Below are 19,207 nucleotides of genomic sequence, written 5' to 3'. Positions count from 1 at the left end.
TTATCTCCTTGAATATGCTGGAGATACAATGCCTTTTTGCTAATTATGTTCCAAAAGTGAATAGATATGCGCCAAAAGGAATAGGAAAATACTTTAAACAAATGTTTGTTATGAGAAGTAAAATGTGGCTATACAATCCAAAAGACCTCACTTATGTCTGAAAAAAAGCGGGCTATCCGTATACTATTATCATATTATCATCGAATTTCTCATGAGAGAGAATAATTTAAAAAAACTGGATACTATCGTTTATTGGTTTCTAGCTTATAAAGTAGGGGGTATATCTGCTTATTTTTATAAAAGTGTTACTGTTTTTATGGGAAGAATATTTATAAAATGAGATTAGAAGGCGCATTTGAAGATAAAAATAAATATCAGTAATGTTCAATTCATAGTGTTATAAAAGATCATGGATTAAGTTAAATAAAAAGCTTATTGAATTGTTATGACATCATATTTGTTAATATGTTACACGATAATTTTTTGATATTTATCTTAGATGAAGAGTTTTATGAAATGAGTAAGATATATTTGGTTGTGAGTTGCTTTGCAGAGAAAGCATTATATTTTATGGTATAGGGGATAGATCAAGATTTTTTACACAATTATTTGTGTTGATAGGGGCTTCAAGCTATTGTTTTGTTATGCGCCGTGTTTATACCATAGTGATTTTGGGGTAGAGACGTTAGAGATTGTTTTTCTGCTTTGCGTTTTGTCGATCAACTTTGATGGATATTATATAGAAAGTGGGACTGTTGCCGTGGAGAGAGATTATGCTTTTGCTTATAATATCAATGAAAAAAGCAGCGGAAGATTACGGCAAAGTATTTGTACAGGAGAGCTTAGTTAGGGAATAACTTTTTAGCTCGTGAAGTTTGTAAAATAAAATGCTTTCTATAAGAAAAATAATATTTTTATAAAGTAAAATAATAACACTTTTAATAATTATTATTTGCATATATAAGCATAAAATATAATTATATTTAATTAAATACTATTTAATAACTACCTAAAAAGTGTGATTTTCTTTATGACTCATAAATATACATTACCATTCATTATACTTATCGTATGTTTATCGACGGGAGGATTGATTTCTACCGATATTTTTTTACCGGCACTGGGCGATATGCGTCAATATTATCAAGTGACACAATCTCAAATTCAAAGTGCAGTGGCGGTTTTTTTGTTGGCATTGGCACTTGGACAGCTCATTTATGGGCCGCTGAGTGATAATTTTGGGCGTAAAAAAACACTTCTATTGGGCTTATTCTTGTGGTTATTTACGACACTTGGTGTGATTTATACGGTTCATATTCACGCTTTTCTTGTGTTACGTTTTTTGCAAGGTCTTGGTGCTTGTGCGGGACTTGTCTTAAGTCGTGCAATTATCAATGATTTGTTGGATAAAAAAGCGGCTGGAAAACTTTATTTGATTGTTTTCCCTTTTATTGGAATGTCACCAGCACTTGCACCTTTCATTGGTGGACTTTTGATACAGGCTTTTCATTGGCAGGCAACTTTTATCTTTTTAAGCTTTTTTATATTTTTGACCATTTTGCTATGTTGTTTTGTGCTAAGCGAAACTCTACCCCCTCAAAAACGGCAGCATTTTTCTCCTGTAGGATTAAAGAAGGCATATTTAGGCGTTTTCAGAAATAAACAATTTATTTTTTATGCACTTATTCCGTGTTTTTCTTACGCTGCCTATTTTGCTTATATTGTGGAGTCGCCTTTTTTACTCACGACTTTGGGGTTATCGCCGATACACATTAGTTATAGCTATATTGGTGTCTCGTTTCCCTATATTTTGGGAAATCTTTTGGCGCGATGGTTTTTTGAACGCGAGTCTATGGAAAAGACTGTGGGCAGAGGGTACATTATTTTTGTGATAGGTGGTGTGCTGTTTGCTTTGCAAATGTATCTAAGCCCATGGCCCCTTGTGACAAGTTTTATGGCTATTGCTGTTCTTACTTTTGGCAATGGTTTTTTATTGCCGTTAGGAACAGCGTTGGCTATTTCATCGCATCCGAAAGCTGCGGGAGCGGCTTCTGGTGTTATGGGATCTTTGCAATTAGGAAGTGCGGCACTCAGTGCAGCGGTTATCGGAAAAATCTCTGGTCATAGCCCACGGGCTATGGCAGCTTTATTAGCTGTGTGTTGTATGATTGGTTTTATCATTTATATTCAAAAAGCGCGTCATTTTATGACTTCAGAAATAAGCTGAGTAAATGATAAAAAGAAAGCATTATGCGGAAATGCTTTTGATGTTTTACACAAATGGGGCACCTGTACATTAGATGAATTTTTTTATTAAGTTGCTGGATTGAGTGGGTTTAAAATTTGTTACAAGCTTAGTTTGAGTTTAACAAATCGATTATTATGGGGGGGGAATATGAGCCTAGAGTTTCAACATATTTTCATTATATTGGGTGGGAAAATTTCTGGCTCTAATGCATGTTTAAAAATAAGGGGAGGAATTGATCAATGAGCCTTCCTATTATTATTCTTTCTCCTGTAATGCCAATTTGGGATGGTGGTGTTTTTTGTTCTCCATTGACAAAGCTATGCTTATCAAAAGGATTCCCTGTCACTCTGCTGGATACGCTTTCTCTTTTTCCTAAGAGTTCTCATGTTCTCAATTATTCTGCTGTAGACACTTTATCTTTTATGGCAGAAAAACTTAAAAGCTATTTTAAAGAGCCCGCAGTTCTTGTGGGATTTTCTATGGCTGGAACATTGGTACAAATATTGGCAGTACAGCTTCCCAATGTTCAAGCTGTGCTTGCTGTGAATGCGCCTGGCTATCCAGATAAGATTTTGCAACGGCGCCTTGGAGATATTCTTGCCTCCTTAGAAAATAATGATTTATCGGGGGCTTTGGAAATACTCAATGGTTTTATGCATCCTTCTGGCGTTATGAAAAAAAGAGCCTTATTGGAGATTCCTGATGAACAAAAAAGCGTGGCAATTGAACGCATGACAAGAGGCTTTAAACTCTTATTGATGATGGATGCTAGAGATGAGTTAGTTAAGTACAAGGGGAAGTTTTTAGCTTTAGTGGGAGAAAAGTCGCAACTTGCAACGGTAAATAATCAGACACAAAGTCATAATCTGAACCATGAATATAAGATTATCTCTGGTGCTGGTACGCGTTTGTGGGAGGATAATCCTACTATGACGGATGCAGTCATTGATGAGTGGATGGAGGGACTATGAAAAAGAAAGTTCTTGTATTACCTGGTGATGGGATAGGACCAGAGGTTTGTGATGCTGCGCTGATGGTTTTAGAGCAATTCCAATTGCCGATTGAATTGACTTATGGTGATATTGGTTTTGAATGTTGGAAACGGGAAGGAGATCCTATCCCTCAAGCGACTTGGCAAAAAATTACTCAGAGTGATGCTATTTTACTTGGTGCTGTGACCAGTAAAGGAAAAGAAGCGGCTTTAAAAGAACTTGCTCCGCATTTAAAAGAGAAAAACCTTGTCTATGTTTCTCCCGCACTTCAACTTCGCCAAAAGTTAGGTTTGTTTGCGAATATACGTCCTGTAAGATACATCTTTGGTCCGAGAAAACCTTTTCATTTTTGTGTTATCAGAGAAAATAGTGAAGGCCTTTATGCTGGATTGGATTTTCGGGGTATTTCTCCTGAAACAGCCGTTTGGCTAAAACATCCAAATTTGACAAAATATGGGCTTGAGGAAGCTGCGTGGACAGTCCGTTTGCAAACACGCTTTGGTTTAGAACGGTTATTTGAATATGCTTTTTCGTATGCAAGGAAATATCGCTTTAGGCGAGTTACTTTTGCTGATAAGCCTAATGTTCTGCGAGAGAGTGGTCAGTTTGCTCAGGAAATTTTTGAGAAAATTGCGCAAAACTATCCGGAAATTGAAGCAGATATTCATAATGTTGATGCGGTTGCTTTGTGGATTGCAACCAAGCCAGAGCGGTTTGGTGTGATTGTTGCTGAAAATATGTTTGGCAATATTCTCTCTGATCTTGGCTCTGGGATAATGGGGGGATTGGGGCTTGCATCTCATGCGAATGTGGGGAGCGAGATTGCTTATTTTGAACCTGTTCATGGAAGCGTACCACGTATTGCTGGACAAAATAAAGCCAATCCTTCTGCGATGCTTTATACTACGGCTTTACTCTTAGAGCATTTAGGCTTTAAAGATGCAGCAAAACAATTATCTGAGAGTGTTGATCAGGTTATTCGTGCTGGAAAAACCGTTACCTATGATCTTGGAGGTGTAGCCTCTACCCGTCAAATGGCTGAAGCTGTTCGCAATTCTCTTGTGAATCCTGTCTTTGTTTGTCGTGCGGCGATCATTACCGTTGGTGATGAACTCCTTTCAGGACAATATTTGAATACGAATTTACAAGATTTAAGCCAAAGCTTGAACAAGAGAAATATTCAAGTCACACGTCATTTTGTTTGTGCTGATCAATTACAGCAAATTAGTGAGACTGTTGTTTCTTGTCTTGGACAAGAAGATCTTATCATTATCAGTGGGGGATTGGGACCAACATCAGATGATAAAACACGCGATGGAGTTGCCCAAGCTGTAAAGCAGCCTTTGGTACATCATGAAGATGTTTGGCAAACAATAAAAGGTCAATTACAACGATTAGGGATTTTGGTGGATAAGAGTAATGCACGTCAAGCATTGTTTCCTGAGACAGCAACTGTGCTTGATAATCCTACAGGCACAGCACCAGGGTTTTATCTCTCTTGCGATGGAAGTACGCTTGTTGTTTTGCCTGGTCCACCATCACAGGCTCTTGCGCTTTTAGAGAATTATTTAGAACACAATGAGAAGAAATATTCTTCTGTATCGCGTGCGGAGTATGCATGGACTTTGATTGGAATTGATGAAAGTACTATTGCGCAGTGGGTTGATGATCATCTTGAAAATGAACCCTTTGAACGGCATTTTTTATGGAAAAGCCCCTATGTTTTGGTGCAACTGGTTGCTCAATCAGAAGCGCTCTTGGAACAACATTTCGTGGAAGCATTTGAAAATCATTTTCACCCCTATTTAGTTGGGGCAGAAGTTACTACTGCTTGTAAACAATTAGCGATGCATGCAGAGGTTCATTGGTCTGCCAATGATCCGCTGCTTTTAAAATATTTTCAGCCCATAGAAAAAGGTAAACAAGATATTCCACTGCTTGAGGTTGAAGTGAGCCTAGAGCCTTCTTTGGAGACATTAGAAAATCAAGCAGAAAGCCTTGGACATGCTACCATAACTATACGGATGAAAGGTTATGGTGAGGATTATATTACTTTTCCCTATACGCGACCACTTTTAGGTGTCGTCTTACAAGAATATGCAGCCTGGGCTGTCTTAAAAAGATATTTGAAAATGGAGAAGAAAAAATGAACCTCTATGGGGATGTAAAATATTGCCTAAATTATTGAACGTTCTATTATAGGAAGTATTTTGATCCTTTTCTTCAGTGGTTTTTGTCTATAGGGTAATTTTTCTTTTGATGTGTCATTAAATGACTTTGATTGATTCAAGATTAAGAAAAAATTTACGATATTAGGCTCGCTATATTCAATATTTATAATGATTAATTATGATTATAAATCAAGATGTTATCTTTCATGGAGCTGATGACAAGGAATCCAGAGACGTCATGTACCGCAAGCGTTGTAGATAATTGAGATTCTTCTGAAAATCAAAAAGCGATGGTGTGAAAAGACAAGAAGTCGTGTCATTTACAGGAAAGCTTTGCAAATTTTATTGAACAATATGTCCGTGAAGAGTTTTATTGTGAACATGTGCCGTTCTGTTATCTGATAATAAATTGCTGTAAAGAGCTCATAAAATTTTTCCTTTAAGTTTTTGTGTGATTGCATGATCGTTGGGTGTTCACTTCCGAGGGGCGATATTTTTCAATTTGATAACAGGAAGAACTATTTTTTCTGTAAGATGTGAAGATTTAAGGAGTGATTATTTTACGCTTTTGTTTTCTTTTTGATTGGTAATTTGTAGGAATTTTTTTTGGGGAAAATATTTAATGTGGTTAAAAACATTTTATGCGTGTGTGGGAGAAAAATAAAAATGTGGTCTTAATTGTTGATAAGAGTGTCAATATTTTTGATGAACAAATTTTAGTCGTAATTCTTAGTATCTAGATGGGAAGTTTATTGCATTTTTAACAGTTCGTATTCTATCTGTTGTGATGCGCAGTGGTTTTTTAAGCAAAAAAGAAAGGGCTTTTATGTATCAGATTGATTACAACAGTTATCGTTCTGTCAAGAGTTTTAGTCGTCGCGTTCATTTTCTCGTTATGCATTATACGGCTATTGATTTTAAAGCCTCGATTATGGCGCTTACAGGAGAAAAGGTTAGTGCACACTATCTTGTTCCTGATCCTTCAGAGCAGACATATCGTGAGGCAGGCTTTAAGGATATGCGTATTTTTAATCTGGTTGATGAAAATGAGCGTGCATGGCATGCGGGTGTGAGTTCATGGGCTGGGCATAGTCATCTCAATGATGCATCTATCGGGATTGAAATCGTTAATTTAGCGACTTATCATGATGGGACGGGTATGTTTCCTCCTTATAATCCAATACAAATTGATGCTGTTAAGGAACTTGCCTTGAATATTCTTCAACGGTATCCCGATATTATGCCAACAGATGTGGTGGGACATAGTGATATTGCCATTGGAAGAAAAAGTGATCCAGGAGCAGCTTTTCCATGGAGAGAACTTTATAGCGCAGGTATAGGAGCATGGTATGATGATGAACTAAAAAGTCATTATCAAGAGCAATTCTCTAAGAATTTGCCACCCAAAGAAGATGTTTTGGCGAAGCTAAAATGTTATGGATATGACATTTCTGCTGCGTGTACCCAAACAGGATACAAAGATTTGATCCGAGCATTTCAACTTCATTTTCGTCAAGAAAATTATGATGGGATTCTAGATGTTGAAACAGCAGCAATTCTTTATGCATTGGTTGATAAGTATTTTCCGTGAATTCAATGCGTTTTAATTGAAAATATGGCTTATGATTACGTGTAAGCCTTTTTATTATCAGGAAAGGCTGCTTTTTGCCAATTGGCTTTATGTAAAAAGGGCATTAATCGTGTAAAAAATCCCCTGTAGGGTATAAGGCGTTTTATGGAAACATAACTCTGAAAGCTCTATGATTTGCAGAGATTAAATTTTATTGTTTCTTTGTCTTATATTTTTCTTCCTTTAAAAACGCATAAAGCCAAGATGTTGTGTATATGATGACATGTTCCTTACGCAGGGTAAAACGCTTCAAATAAAATGGATTTGTATTGTATATTTCCATGCTTGTTTTAAAGAAATGTCTTTTAGTGTGTATCACAACACATATTTTATAGCGACGTTCATAGAGAATATAATCTAAAATCCTCTATGAAGTGTATCCTCATTTTTATGCTTAATAAAAGTGCCTAGCACTATCGTACATTTTGTTAGATCTCAATGTTACGACAACCCTTGGAACTGAAAACGATACATAAAAGGGTTTTCTTTACTCGTTTTTATTCACACGGCTCTCTCCGCTTGTCGTGTACAAGTGAAAGGTTTTGGTTGATTGAAACATGCAAAATTATAAATTATGATTATAAATCAAAGTGATGCAGATTCAAGAAAAATAGGGGCATTTACAGATTGCTACTGATAGGGGGGCTATTCTTTAGAAGGGGAAGAGGTCAATTCATTTTTTTGAAGATATATCTCTTTTCTCTTTTATTGCTTTAGGGGATGTTTGCATCGTTTTGACAGCATGTTTCTTAATGATTAAGTTTTTTAATGAAGCAGTGTTATAAAACGTTGTGTTTTAGAGTGTTGATAGAAGACACATTCAGGCATATCAAAAACACAATGATGTCTTGTTTTTTCAATATTTTATCTGTTCAGTGTAGAATTTATTTGAGAAGATCATGACCTAAATTAACAAAGGTTAGAAGTAAATTATCAAGAAAGACCAATTTGGTCATAAAGCAAAGGGGTTATTCATGCTTTAAAGGGCAAGGAAGAGATTGTGTTTGAAGTGATGTGTAAACGCCCGTGTGAGGTGCTCTTATCAAGCATATCAGGTTAATCTTCTAAGAGTAGTTTTATGAAACTAAGGCGGTTTTTTTTCGAGAGACAAGACAATACGTATCAGGAAAAGATATTCATGATATTTGATTTCAAAAATAAAAACTGGCAAACCATGTTGCCAGTTTTTAAAAGCTGTAGCTTAAATAGGATTAGAATGAACGCTGTAAACGGATCATACCTTGAAAAGCACTTTTCTTATTGAATAAATGTTTTTCATCATTATTTTTATCCGTCACAACGCGATCATCGTTCCAAGAAACATAGGTTAATTCAGGTGTAATCACAAATCCTGGAACCAGCGTGTATGTAATATTTACAGAAGTTGCAAAGGTTTTTACAGCACTATAAGAAACTTGAGCATTCAAATTTGCTTTTGGAGTAAGCTTGTAAGTGGCACCCGCCCAAGCAGCCCATTTACCACCCCAGTTTGCATAAATTGTTGTGCTTTTTCGTGATAACTCATCATTTGCATTTACTGTGTAGTAATCAAGTCCATTTTTATAGCCAGCCATTACCCATAGATTGAAACGATCGTTGACATTGAAATCTGCACGTACTTTTCCAGCCCACTTTTTGTAGTAAGCATCATATGCTGCAACTGCTGAAAAACCACCCCATTTTTGCATGAACTTTATACCCAAAACCACATTCGGGGTGTAATTTTTAATTGCTTTACTTGGAAGAGTGCCCTCAGTGATAGAAACAAGCTTATCATCTTTATCAATGTAGTATCCTGTTATTTCTGGAAGAGAATCTGCATTATTGCCTAATTCAGCGCCGATAATAGCAGAAAAGCCGGAGTCACCACTAAAGGTGTAGGAAATAAAATTGGTGCGTGTTGTGCCGGCAGGCGCTATGCTGTCATCATTGAGAACATTTCCATAATCACCAGTCCAGCTGTTGAAAATTGTGTCATCAAGACCTACGCGAAAACCACCCAGTTCAATGTAAGCCGCGGCAAGCTTTGCAGCAGCGTTGTCTCTACCATCACCCCAGTTTGAATAAATTCTTGCATATGAACGAAGTGTTCCCATTTCTGTTTCAGAAGCTGCTTGAAAAACAAGGGTGAGCCGTGATGCTGCGCCATAGGTTTTTCTTTTGTTTCTTAGTTCAGTTTCGGTTGTTGCATCGATATTATCACCGCCTATAAAATCAGTACGAACATTTCCTGATAAACGCATGCAGGTTTCTGTTCCAGGGATATAAAAATATCCTTTTCCATAGGCATCACAAACGCGAATATATTCTACAGGTTCGGGTTCGGCGATAACTGTTGAAGCAGCATGTGCTCCAGAAATTGCTAAAAAAGCTGCTGTAGAGCTTAAAAAGAGGGATTTAATATTCATATGGGATCTCCGAGGTCCGGTTAAATTTCTTCTAAAGAGTACCATTTGCCTAACGCATTAAGGACAAAGACATAAGTAAAATACGCAGCACTTGTTATCTTAGCTATAACTAATCTTTTTAGAGTTTCAAATATGAAATTACCTTTTTGTAATATATACATGTACTATTCGAGATGCTGTGGTAAAAAAGACACAATTTTTGTTTTATTAACTTTTGCTCCTTATGGGATCAATAAAGGAAAAAAATTTTCAGATATTTGGGAAAAAAATCGAAAATGTCTTGAACTTTCTGTTGATACCATTTATGCCTCTCTGTTGGAGAGGTGGCCGAGTGGTCGAAGGCGCTCCCCTGCTAAGGGAGTAGGGCTCAAAAGGCTCTCGAGAGTTCGAATCTCTTCCTCTCCGCCATCTATTGTTATAAAAGCAGTTGACTGTGTATCGGGATTCTGTTTATCCCGTTGGGATTATACCTCTCATATAAAAAGCATGTTCTAAACACAAATATACTTGTGTTGCCGATTTATGCACTTGTTTTAAAGAGATATCTTTGCAATGTGTATAAGCCCATTTTGCGACGCCACCTCGTAAATGGTATAAAACACAAAAGTTTCTGTGAGACATATAAAGCCTTATAAAGCCACATCATTTGTATACTTATGAAGATGCAAAGAGGCATATTATATATCTGCTTATATATCTGCCTTCCTGTTGTTATAGATTTTGACTATGAGAGTTCATAAAAGGCATTTTTCCTTTCTAAATCGTTTTTATTTATACGGCTTTCTTTGCTTATGATGTGCAAGCAAATGATTTTGATTGTTTCAACCATAAAGCAGATTTGAAAAGAAAGAATCTTACAATATTCGCGTTTGGTATATTATCATTATAAATCAACGTGTTGCTTTATATTTGCATTGTGTATTGAAAGTTGGATGTGGCAATGCTCTCAAAAAAGTTATAGATTTCTTTTAGAAGAAAACATTGTGGGTGAAATGTTATGCTTTTCCTTTCATAGAGACTTTTGAGAGTGTTTCATCCATCTCATGACAACCAAACCACACATGAAAAAAGTAATGGTCGGTAATATTAGGTAGTAAGATGGAGAAACTTTTGCAGGAAGAAAAGAAATAATACTCAATACTGTAATTGAAAATATTCTTCCGCTAAAAGAGACAGCACCAACAACACCGGAAATATGCTGCGTTTGTTTTTGGTTAAGTTCTGAGAAAAATAAGCTTTTTGCGCCGATCGGTACAGTGCAAATAAATCCATGGATTAAAGAGAAGGCGATGACTGATGCAGCAGTTTGATGGCTATGAACTGAAAAATAGAGCGCTATGCACATCAGCGCAGAAAAGAAGGAAAAATATTTTATAGAATTCTTATATTTTTTATCAAGAACATGATACTTAGACATCAGTAAATTTGAAAAATATTGTGCTGAAAAGGCTCCAATATGGCAGCACATCAAGACGAGCATTTGCGAACCGTTGAGGTGATGAATTTTTCCCCCTAAAAGTATTATTGGTTGCCAGAAATGATAAATAATCTGAATACCAGCGCTAAAAAGGCACATGAGGAAAATAAACCATGCTCCTCCTACTGTATTTTGAAATATCCAGAGCGTTTCCTTGGCATTGTGCAAGATTGTTTTTGTTTTGGACGTTTCAATTGTCGTTTTCTTTTCTTCAGGAACAATAAGGAATATCAAAAAAATAAATCCCATCATGAGGCATGAGATGATATATCCCATAAAATATCGTCCAGAGTAATAGATCGTTCCAATTCCTACAATCCCACTGAGAATACTTCCAAAAGAGTTAACCTGGTGGTAGAGATGAGCATAATGCGAAAAGTGATCCTGTTTATCGCCTAGAGAATGGTAAATCCATCCGTCAATGGCGCTGACAATGATGCAAATGCCTGCTGCATAGAGAATTTGCGCAATAATAAGTGCTGTCATATTGGGAGCTTGAAGGCATAGAAGATAAAATACTCCTGTCATAAAGACCCCAGCCATAACGGAATATTTACGCCGATATCTGTCAGATAAAACAGCGCAGGGAAAATCAAGCAGCAGAATGGTGGTGGAAAAGACAACCTGAAGCAGAGCTAATTGCGCCAGACTCACTCCCATGGACATTAAAAAAATCGCATGGTAAACGCCGATCAGCATGCGGACAGCATTATAGGAGCCATAGGTGAGAGCAAGGGTGCGTGCTCTGTTCATTGTGTTGTTCCATAGATTGTACAATAAGAATTCTCATTGAAAAGAATATTTTTCTGTGAAAAGGTAGCGGTTTCATATCCCCATTCAGGGATTAGTGGAAAGAAGGCTTCCATAACCATCCCAAAATTTAAAAGGTCCCTTAGTCCATATGGGACTTCAAAGCGTATTAATGAGAGCAAATGATGCAATTGTAAAGTGATTATGAGAAGCAACATAAGCCTCATAAATGAGATTGTTATTTTTTGAGGGGAGTTGCTTCCGTAGTAATCATTTTGTCTAGATCTGTAAAATGACCCTAGGACGGCAAGATCATTGACATAATTAGGACTTATAGAAGTGTGTTTATTTTTTATACACCATTTACTGATCCATTCTCTTTGCTGATCAGCTGAAATAGCACAAATGATCCATAAATCGGTTTTTGGTAATTTTTTGATATCTTTTTTTATAGTCATCAACATTTGTAATCCCCCCATTCTTTCTGACTGTTTCTCCGTATCACTTTACGTCTAAAAATTTTTTTCAGAATTCATCTTTACTTTATTTATTAAAAATTTATTAAAAAGATTGTCTCGCAAGGTGCTTTTTAATCACGTCATTACGATTAAGAATTAAATTTCTGATATAAGAGGAAGGGTGCATGATACATTGTGACTAAATACATAAATCCCTCCGTATCCTGAAATGACGATTTCCTTTTGCAAAACAGTATCTTGAATGGAAGCTCGATAACCGTTACGTTGATCATGGAAATGATACCCTAAAAGAGTGCTTATGAGTGCTTGAAGATATTCTTTAGATATTACAGATAGAACAAGAAAATAGTTAAAAAAATCAAACGTGGGATAAAAGCTTTCATCTTATGATGGGTAATGGTGAATTTTAAACTTCATCTACTGTTTTTTTGAGCTACTGTGCTGTAAGTGAGCTACTGTGCTGTAAGAAAGATCAAACTCCCCCAATTCATGTCTCTAATTTAGATCATTTTTAGATCATTGATCATAAAACATTATATACTGTCTTTTCAAATTATAACTTTGCTCATTGCTTGTCTTCACTGATTAAATCAACATTTTTCTAAAAATACCGCTTGAGAAAAATGCATCCTATCAGTTTAATATTCTATGATCTTTTAATTAATTTAAAGAAGATAACATAAAATATACGATAAAAAATGAATAAATTTCAATTTTTATAAAAAAAACAAACTTTTTACTGCTGCTGATAAAAAACAAAGCTATATTAAAAGTAGCCTTTATACCCTTCAATACTATTGATTTTTGGTTGTTACCGGATGAAGGTTCCTTTGTTTTGGAAAGAGCAGAGCAGAATTTAAGAGCAGAATGGGCGCGTGCGCAAAAGCTTGTCCTTGATCTCTCTTTAAGTTGGATACTAAGCCGCTTGATGGTTGAGGGTGTTCACCATGTGAACATAACGCAACTTTGTGAGGGTATTTTAGTCATACCTGATGAAGCAGAGCTTTAGGGGATATTGTCTTGTTTGAACGGGGGCGTGCTGATTGATTTCCTCGTTGTTATTGCTGCTTAATTTCAGCCATTATTTTTCTGAAAAAGAAGCTTTGTAGGGAGAAGATCATACATGGAGCAGAGTGTAAAACGATGAAATGCATATAACTGATCCAGTAATGTTGACAATAATCGCTCAATATGTTGCTCTGGTTGTTCAAACAAATGGCTAGATTGGCTTTACTCTCTGAGATAAGTACTACTGTTGATGAGATAGAACGCAGATGAGGGAGCTATCAGTTAAGGGATTAAGAGTAATGGGGGGAAAAAATAATCGTCAAGATTTGAGTTATTTCAAAATCGCTGTATTCGGTATGATTATTATGATTTTGGGGATGGGGATTGGGCGATTTTTCTATACGCCGGTATTTCCTGTTATGTTGGATGAAGGATTGTTTACCTTTAAGCAACTTTCTTATATAGCTAGCGCTAATTATGGCGGTTATTTAGTTGGGAGTATGGTTTTTTCGTTTTGCAGAGTTGGGAATATATCCCGTGCTCCCTACATGCTATTTGGTGCAGCTATAGTGACGAGTGCACTTATTTTTGCCATGGCGTTAACAACAAACTTTTACTTGGTCTTCTTTATCCGCTTTGCTGCCGGTATCGCGAGTGCAGCAATGATGATTTTTGGTTCTATGACGGTTATGCAGCATAGTCACAAGGTGTGGGTTATTGCTTCGCTCTATGCAGGTGTGGGAGTTGGTATTCTGCTGGGTAATGAGTATGTTATTATTGGTTTGAGTAAATCGCTGAACGCGAAAAATATTTGGTTTGGAGCTGGTTTTATATCTGTTGTATTGTTGCTCTTGTTGTTTATTTTATTTCCACGTCGTGTTGATGCGTCTCAATTTGCTATTAATGAGTCATTGGCACACGAAAATATCGTTTGGTGGGAACTCGCTCTGATTTATGGGCTTGCTGGGTTTGGTTATATTATTGTCGCGACATATCTTCCTCTGATGGCGAAAACATTTAATTTCCCACTACTTGCTAACCACTTATGGTCGTTTGTCGGAATAGCCATTGTTCCTAGTTGTTTCATTTGGTTATGGGGAGCCCATCGGTGGGGGGTATTACGTTGTCTGATGCTCAATTTGCTTATCCAAGGAGGATGCGTATTACTGACATTATTCAGCCAGTCTCTTGTACTGATCGTTCTCAGTTGTATAGGGTTTGGATTTACTTTTATGGGGACGACTTCTTTAGTTATGCCGTTAGCTAAGCGTTTATATGCGCCGTATGGTATAAATCTGCTAGGCTTGGCTACCTTAACTTACGGTTTTGGCCAAATATTAGGACCTCTCTTGACGAGTTTTTTACAGTCTGGTTCATATGCCATTGCGCTTTCCGTTATCTGTGGTGCTGTAGCGCTTTTTGCCGCTGCTGGAATCTGTCAATATTGTCTTTGTAAAAAGGTCGTTGACGTTTCATAAACCCGCAATCTTCACTAAAAAGTCAGAGAATTTATTCCATTCTTTTTGAAACATTTTGTGAAAGTCAAATTATTCTAATAGGAGAGATTACAGAATGCTTCACTCTACAGTCGCTATTTTGGGCGTTGGTCCTCGTGGGATCAGTATTCTCGAACGCTTGCTCACACTTGTTGAAGGACATTATAAACAAAAATACAATAAAGTCAATAGTTTGTTTGTAATTATTTTATATGAATCCACTTAAGAATCCACACTTTTATACGTGATTCATTTGACTATTTTTTATATAAGATTGCCATGCATGAATAGACCCAAAAAAGCTAATCATAAAGAAGTTTAAGAAGAAAAAACAACTTCAAAATGTCCTTCAAGCGTTTTAACTTCTTTCGGATTAACAATAATCTTTATATCGTTTCCCAATTTTGCCAAACACTCAAGCATTTTCATTTCACTAATTCCTCGAAATTCTCCACTTAAGAGTTTAGACAGTTTTGGTTGAGTCATTTTCAAAAGTTGACTAGCCTGTTTTTGTGTTAAGTTCTTTTCTTTCAGAATTTGACTAATCTTATGAGCAAGTTGCGCTTTGATAAGCATCTCTCTGGAATCTGAAAAGCCAAGATCCGCATAAACATTGGAACTACCGTGAAAAACATTGATCATTTTAATTCCCTTCTAATTGTTCTGCTAACTTGAGACGTTCTTTAATCAGATTAATGTCTGGTTTTGGTGTTGCAATGCCACGGGTCGATTTTTTCTGAAAACAATGCAACACATAAAGAGATTTTTTATATTGTATCGTATAAACAGCGCGATAAGTTCCTTGAATATCGCGTTCAATAATTTCTAGAACATTGGCAGATCCAAACCCCTTGAGAACCTTAACATTTTCTCCTCTATCTCCTATCTGAGCAAGATAAAGAGCATAACCAATCCTTTGTTGAATAAGATCAGGAAGACTTTTTATATCTTTGAGTGAAGAACCAAGCCATATGATACGTTTTATTTTACTCATGATTATTAATATACCCATATGGGTATATTTTCAAGTGGTTATTCTAATTTTGTGATTTTTTAATAACTATTATTAATAAAATTGACTTGATAAAAATGGTAACAAAAAACCATAATTGTTTATTTGTTTTATGAAAAGCTGCTTTTGAAAACCAATGCTTCCAAATGTAAAAAGAACGTTTTTTGCAGATATTTATTGAATATGCATTTGCTTTTGATTGGATTGTTAAAGCTACCGAGCATTTTGATTTGTTTGATACGTTTGATAGCCATAACAAGCGTTTTATAGGCTCTCTCATTCAAATGAGTGATTAAAGATCATACGCACATTTACATTCCTTTTGATAAGTTTTCATATCTCTCATAGAGCGCTTGCAATATGATACGTTTTGTATATATGCATTCATTACTCCATTGTGGATGATTCATTTTAATCAATAAAAAACGTTATTTGAAAGCCGCGTCATATCACTTGACACGGCTTTTTTTATGAATGCTATCTTTTATGAGATGTTTATAGCAATGCATTTTATATGCGTTTATACACCATCAAGAAGGCACCCCCATGTCTCTTTTTATTCTGTTTTATCAGTTATATTGACAACATTATCCCTTTCATAAACCTCACAATTTTTTGGAACCAACCTTACTTTGCTTTTTTTATTGATTTTTGCATTGCCATAAGCACGCCCCCAGATCGTTGCACAATATGAGATTTTAGCATTGCCATAAACAGAGCCATAAATCTCACAAGAGCCACTCACACAAGCATTCCCATAAACCTTGCCATAAATCTTTGCACGACCATTAATAACAGCATAATTATAAATTTTTGCATGGCTATAAATACAAGCCAAGCCAGAAACCTTGGCATGACCATAAACGCGTGCATAACTAAAAACCGTAGCATCATAAGAAACATGCGCATGATCATAAATATGAGCATCAGCAAGAATGCGGGCACTACCATTCACATGAGCATACCCATAAATATTGCCATAAACATGAGCATTGCCATAGACAAAAGCATGGTCATAAACTTTAGCATATTGAGAGATAAAAGCTTTTCCATAGACCTCAGCATTGCCATAAACTTGACCACAGACTTGCGAAAAATGGCGTATTTTTGCATTTTCATACACTCTTGCATGACCATAGACACAAGCCTCATCATAGACCCAGCAATTGCCATCATGGGATAGATTAGCTTCCTTTTCAATAAAGCCCCCTAAATCCCCCGTCTTAACATCATCAAAATCTTTTAAAGCTTTAATGCGATAAAGGTTTATAATATTTCGAGTAAGAGCATGTTTGATTTTTTTGATTTCACTGGTTAATTCATATTTTTTGCACATAGGGATACCCTCACAGTTTAATGTGATAAACATTTGATAAAATTTGGAATGGGAAATTTAAAAGAGGGGCACCCCCGCCGCTGCTTTATTAATTAGACCCAGACAATCTCTAATTCACCATAAGGAGAGAGACGTTCAGTATAGGTTTTTATTTTAGTAGACCCGCCGACATTTTCACGAATAACAGCAATTCTATGAATATTGGCATTTTCAAAAACATGTACATTATTTGCTATACGAGCGTTTTCATAAACCCTAGCATTGTTATAAACATAGGCATTATCATAAATAATAGCCTTGCCATACACATGTGCATTACCATAAACATGGGAATTATCAGAAATAACAGCATTGCCATAAACATGGGCATTATCATAAACATAGCCAGCAATGATAGCATTGTCATAAACCCGCGCATGACCATAGATATGACCACAAATGATAGCATTGCCAAAAACCCTTGCATTTTCATAAACGTGACCATTTTTAAACACAAGAGCCTCATCATACACCCAGCAATTGCCATCATGAGAGAGGTTATCTTCCTTTTCGATAAAGCCCCCCAAGGCACCAGCTTTAACATCAGAAAAGTCTTTTAATGCTTGGATACGATAAAGAATTTGATTACTAATTACACGTGTCTCATTTGTGAGTGCAAACTTCTTTTGCATGGCACAATTCCTGTATAAAGAGATTTAAATTTTAGAATGAGATGTTTTAAAGAGGGACGCCCCCGCCGCGCCTGCGCGTTATTTACGCAGCATCATTTTCATATTCGCTGTCATTATAATCGTCATAATACCACTCACAATCAGCATAATATTCATGACGGTAATAATCATCTTCACTCCCAAATTCTGGATATGCCTCATCCCAAATATGATCATCAGCAGTTAAAGAGGCGGCGCTATGAACATAAGAATCGCCAGAGATAAGAGCCCCACAAACCACGGCATCATCAAAAACACGCGAGCCATCACAAATATGAGCAGCGCCGCTTATTTTTGCATTGCCACCGACATGAGCATCATCACAAATCACGGCATTATCGGAAATATGAGCATGATCAGTGACACGGGCGTTATCATAAATTTGTGCATTGCCTTCAATTACAACGGCATTGCGAACATGAGCATTTCCATAAAGCTTTGCATTGTCCTTTAATAACATGCCTTCAAAAATAGCATTCCCATAAATTTTTGCATTCCCACAAACGTCTACAAAAAAGCTTTTTACTTTAGCATTCCCTGAAACCCTTGCATTTTGAAAGACGCGCGCTTTGTCATAAACCCAGCAATTGCCTTTGTGAGATAAGTTACTTTCGTTTTCAATATACCCCCCCAAGATCGCCAGCTTTGACATCCCCAAAATCTCTTAAAGCACGTATACGGTATAATATGAGACCAGTCACAAAATCCATTTCGCCAGTAAACTCATATTTTTTAGATGTTTTTTTCTTATTAACGGGGGTGTTTTTTGAGATATTTGTCATATTTAAACCTGTATGTTTTTAAAAGTTTTGAATTGACAGCCTATAAAGGGCGCCGGGCGTTCAAAACACGGCATACAGTCCGTTGCTATGCTTTTCCCATAAGGGTATTGTATGGCATAAGCACACCCGACATAAATACATACACTTATAATATAAAGCGTTGTAATAATCGAATTTTGTAGAGGAAGTAAACAATTTTGGTTGTTTATCCACTGTATGTTTAGTGTTTTGAATCACTTAAGTATTTACATAACAAAATACGTATTTATTGTCAAACAATATTTTATCTTTTTTGATATTTTTTCTTATTTTTTAAATACGTTGTGTGTTGATAATGTCTTATGCCTATTAATTGCTTCTTTTATATTTATATGCTTTTAAAGCTATATTATTGGCTTTCTTAAACGATTGCGTTATTTTCTGAATCTATACATTTATAATATTTAGAAACGCTCTCATGATGCGTATTTTAAACTTTATAACCTATCAATTTTGTCACTAAATGAATTTTAAATTTTTTGTGAATTTTGTTTATAACATATTTGCAACTTAACAGCTTTTTATAGAGATGGTCTTTATAACCAATGCATTCATTTGCATTATGATTATAAAACCTTGCTGTTTTTATGCATTCTCTATAGCTGTTATATGCTTTATAGCCACCGCATCATTTTTCATTTTCATAAGAGAAACGATAAATAGGATAAT

General features: G+C 36.0%; 14 protein-coding genes, 1 tRNA gene and 2 pseudogenes. 9 read left to right on the top strand and 8 right to left on the bottom strand.

Features of this window, described 5'->3' with window-relative positions:
* Window positions 1-1,030 precede the first annotated feature (1,030 nt).
* From ACFIMA_RS08180 to ACFIMA_RS08165, 4 genes are all read left to right on the top strand, one after another.
* A complete protein-coding gene (locus tag ACFIMA_RS08180) occupies window positions 1,031-2,227 on the top strand; it encodes a multidrug effflux MFS transporter (protein WP_375693341.1) in 1,197 nt (398 codons plus the stop codon).
* A 260-nt stretch (window positions 2,228-2,487) separates the two neighbouring features.
* Window positions 2,488-3,219 carry an alpha/beta fold hydrolase gene (locus tag ACFIMA_RS08175; protein WP_375632600.1) on the top strand — a complete coding sequence of 244 codons (732 nt, stop codon included), beginning with the start codon at window positions 2,488-2,490 and terminating at the stop codon, window positions 3,217-3,219.
* Window positions 3,216-5,390: an isocitrate/isopropylmalate family dehydrogenase gene (locus ACFIMA_RS08170; protein WP_375693342.1), complete on the top strand. Its 2,175-nt coding sequence runs from the start codon at window positions 3,216-3,218 to the stop codon at window positions 5,388-5,390. Before ACFIMA_RS08175 ends, ACFIMA_RS08170 begins: the two co-directional genes overlap by 4 nt.
* 847 nt (window positions 5,391-6,237) lie before the next feature.
* Window positions 6,238-7,002 (top strand): N-acetylmuramoyl-L-alanine amidase, encoded by a 765-nt coding sequence (locus tag ACFIMA_RS08165; protein ID WP_375613801.1) that lies wholly within the window; start codon window positions 6,238-6,240, stop codon window positions 7,000-7,002.
* Between the two features lie 1,250 nt (window positions 7,003-8,252).
* Here the strand turns inward: ACFIMA_RS08165 and ACFIMA_RS08160 are convergent.
* On the bottom strand, window positions 8,253-9,449 hold the full coding sequence (locus ACFIMA_RS08160; RefSeq protein WP_375632602.1) for a porin: 1,197 nt from the start codon (window positions 9,447-9,449) through the stop codon (window positions 8,253-8,255).
* 317 nt (window positions 9,450-9,766) lie between these two features.
* Between ACFIMA_RS08160 and ACFIMA_RS08155 the strand changes: the two genes are divergently transcribed.
* Window positions 9,767-9,857, top strand: a tRNA-Ser gene (locus ACFIMA_RS08155).
* A gap of 601 nt (window positions 9,858-10,458) precedes the next feature.
* Here the strand turns inward: ACFIMA_RS08155 and ACFIMA_RS08150 are convergent.
* Together ACFIMA_RS08150 and ACFIMA_RS08145 are read right to left on the bottom strand one after the other, a co-directional pair.
* A complete protein-coding gene (locus ACFIMA_RS08150) occupies window positions 10,459-11,679 on the bottom strand; it encodes an MFS transporter (protein WP_375632603.1) in 1,221 nt (406 codons plus the stop codon).
* Window positions 11,676-12,140 carry a hypothetical protein gene (locus tag ACFIMA_RS08145; RefSeq protein ID WP_375672146.1) on the bottom strand — a complete coding sequence of 155 codons (465 nt, stop codon included), beginning with the start codon at window positions 12,138-12,140 and terminating at the stop codon, window positions 11,676-11,678. The genes ACFIMA_RS08150 and ACFIMA_RS08145 overlap by 4 nt, the downstream gene beginning before the upstream one ends.
* An 814-nt stretch (window positions 12,141-12,954) precedes the next feature.
* Here ACFIMA_RS08145 and ACFIMA_RS08140 point away from each other — a divergent pair.
* From ACFIMA_RS08140 to ACFIMA_RS08130, 3 genes and pseudogenes are all read left to right on the top strand, one after another.
* A pseudogene (locus ACFIMA_RS08140) lies at window positions 12,955-13,202 on the top strand (baseplate assembly protein); the annotation flags it as partial.
* A gap of 227 nt (window positions 13,203-13,429) precedes the next feature.
* The gene (locus tag ACFIMA_RS08135) at window positions 13,430-14,641 is read left to right on the top strand and encodes a YbfB/YjiJ family MFS transporter (protein WP_375653988.1); all 1,212 of its coding nucleotides are present in this window, start codon (window positions 13,430-13,432) and stop codon (window positions 14,639-14,641) included.
* A 94-nt stretch (window positions 14,642-14,735) separates the two neighbouring features.
* Entirely contained in the window at window positions 14,736-14,885 is a 150-nt protein-coding gene (locus ACFIMA_RS08130) for a hypothetical protein (protein ID WP_375693343.1), read from the top strand.
* Window positions 14,886-14,977: 92 nt separating this feature from the next.
* Here ACFIMA_RS08130 and ACFIMA_RS08125 read toward each other — a convergent pair whose 3' ends face one another.
* Together ACFIMA_RS08125 and ACFIMA_RS08120 are read right to left on the bottom strand one after the other, a co-directional pair.
* Window positions 14,978-15,301, bottom strand: coding sequence for a helix-turn-helix domain-containing protein (locus ACFIMA_RS08125; RefSeq protein ID WP_015856199.1), 324 nt, complete (start codon window positions 15,299-15,301; stop codon window positions 14,978-14,980).
* A gap of 1 nt (window position 15,302) precedes the next feature.
* Complete coding sequence (locus tag ACFIMA_RS08120) at window positions 15,303-15,653, bottom strand: type II toxin-antitoxin system RelE/ParE family toxin (RefSeq protein WP_041581387.1); 351 nt, start codon at window positions 15,651-15,653, stop codon at window positions 15,303-15,305.
* Window positions 15,654-15,835: 182 nt separating this feature from the next.
* On the opposite strand from ACFIMA_RS08120, the gene ACFIMA_RS08115 reads away from it, so the two are divergent.
* On the top strand, window positions 15,836-15,967 hold the full coding sequence (locus ACFIMA_RS08115; protein ID WP_375631686.1) for a hypothetical protein: 132 nt from the start codon (window positions 15,836-15,838) through the stop codon (window positions 15,965-15,967).
* 260 nt (window positions 15,968-16,227) lie between these two features.
* Here ACFIMA_RS08115 and ACFIMA_RS08110 read toward each other — a convergent pair whose 3' ends face one another.
* From ACFIMA_RS08110 to ACFIMA_RS08100, 3 genes and pseudogenes are all read right to left on the bottom strand, one after another.
* A complete protein-coding gene (locus ACFIMA_RS08110) occupies window positions 16,228-17,007 on the bottom strand; it encodes a hypothetical protein (protein WP_375693746.1) in 780 nt (259 codons plus the stop codon).
* Window positions 17,008-17,099: 92 nt separating this feature from the next.
* Window positions 17,100-17,678 carry a hypothetical protein gene (locus ACFIMA_RS08105; RefSeq protein WP_375693745.1) on the bottom strand — a complete coding sequence of 193 codons (579 nt, stop codon included), beginning with the start codon at window positions 17,676-17,678 and terminating at the stop codon, window positions 17,100-17,102.
* Window positions 17,679-17,760: 82 nt separating this feature from the next.
* Window positions 17,761-18,499: pseudogene (locus ACFIMA_RS08100) on the bottom strand (hypothetical protein).
* Between the last annotated feature and the right edge of the window lie 708 nt (window positions 18,500-19,207).

It is taken from the genome of Bartonella sp. AP88HLJMH, assembly GCF_042195605.1.
In the GTDB taxonomy this organism is placed as follows: domain Bacteria; phylum Pseudomonadota; class Alphaproteobacteria; order Rhizobiales; family Rhizobiaceae; genus Bartonella.
Note: the sequence above shows the minus strand (reverse complement) of the source record. Positions and strands in the feature narration are given on the sequence as shown.

Coding starts and splice junctions, on each gene's coding strand:
- ACFIMA_RS08180 (WP_375693341.1), top strand. CDS start 1,031: ATGACTCATAAATATACATTACCATTCATTATACTTATCGTATGTTTA.
- ACFIMA_RS08175 (WP_375632600.1), top strand. CDS start 2,488: ATGAGCCTTCCTATTATTATTCTTTCTCCTGTAATGCCAATTTGGGAT.
- ACFIMA_RS08170 (WP_375693342.1), top strand. CDS start 3,216: ATGAAAAAGAAAGTTCTTGTATTACCTGGTGATGGGATAGGACCAGAG.
- ACFIMA_RS08165 (WP_375613801.1), top strand. CDS start 6,238: ATGTATCAGATTGATTACAACAGTTATCGTTCTGTCAAGAGTTTTAGT.
- ACFIMA_RS08160 (WP_375632602.1), bottom strand. CDS start 9,449: ATGAATATTAAATCCCTCTTTTTAAGCTCTACAGCAGCTTTTTTAGCA.
- ACFIMA_RS08150 (WP_375632603.1), bottom strand. CDS start 11,679: ATGAACAGAGCACGCACCCTTGCTCTCACCTATGGCTCCTATAATGCT.
- ACFIMA_RS08145 (WP_375672146.1), bottom strand. CDS start 12,140: ATGTTGATGACTATAAAAAAAGATATCAAAAAATTACCAAAAACCGAT.
- ACFIMA_RS08135 (WP_375653988.1), top strand. CDS start 13,430: ATGAGGGAGCTATCAGTTAAGGGATTAAGAGTAATGGGGGGAAAAAAT.
- ACFIMA_RS08130 (WP_375693343.1), top strand. CDS start 14,736: ATGCTTCACTCTACAGTCGCTATTTTGGGCGTTGGTCCTCGTGGGATC.
- ACFIMA_RS08125 (WP_015856199.1), bottom strand. CDS start 15,301: ATGATCAATGTTTTTCACGGTAGTTCCAATGTTTATGCGGATCTTGGC.
- ACFIMA_RS08120 (WP_041581387.1), bottom strand. CDS start 15,653: ATGAGTAAAATAAAACGTATCATATGGCTTGGTTCTTCACTCAAAGAT.
- ACFIMA_RS08110 (WP_375693746.1), bottom strand. CDS start 17,007: ATGTGCAAAAAATATGAATTAACCAGTGAAATCAAAAAAATCAAACAT.
- ACFIMA_RS08105 (WP_375693745.1), bottom strand. CDS start 17,678: ATGCAAAAGAAGTTTGCACTCACAAATGAGACACGTGTAATTAGTAAT.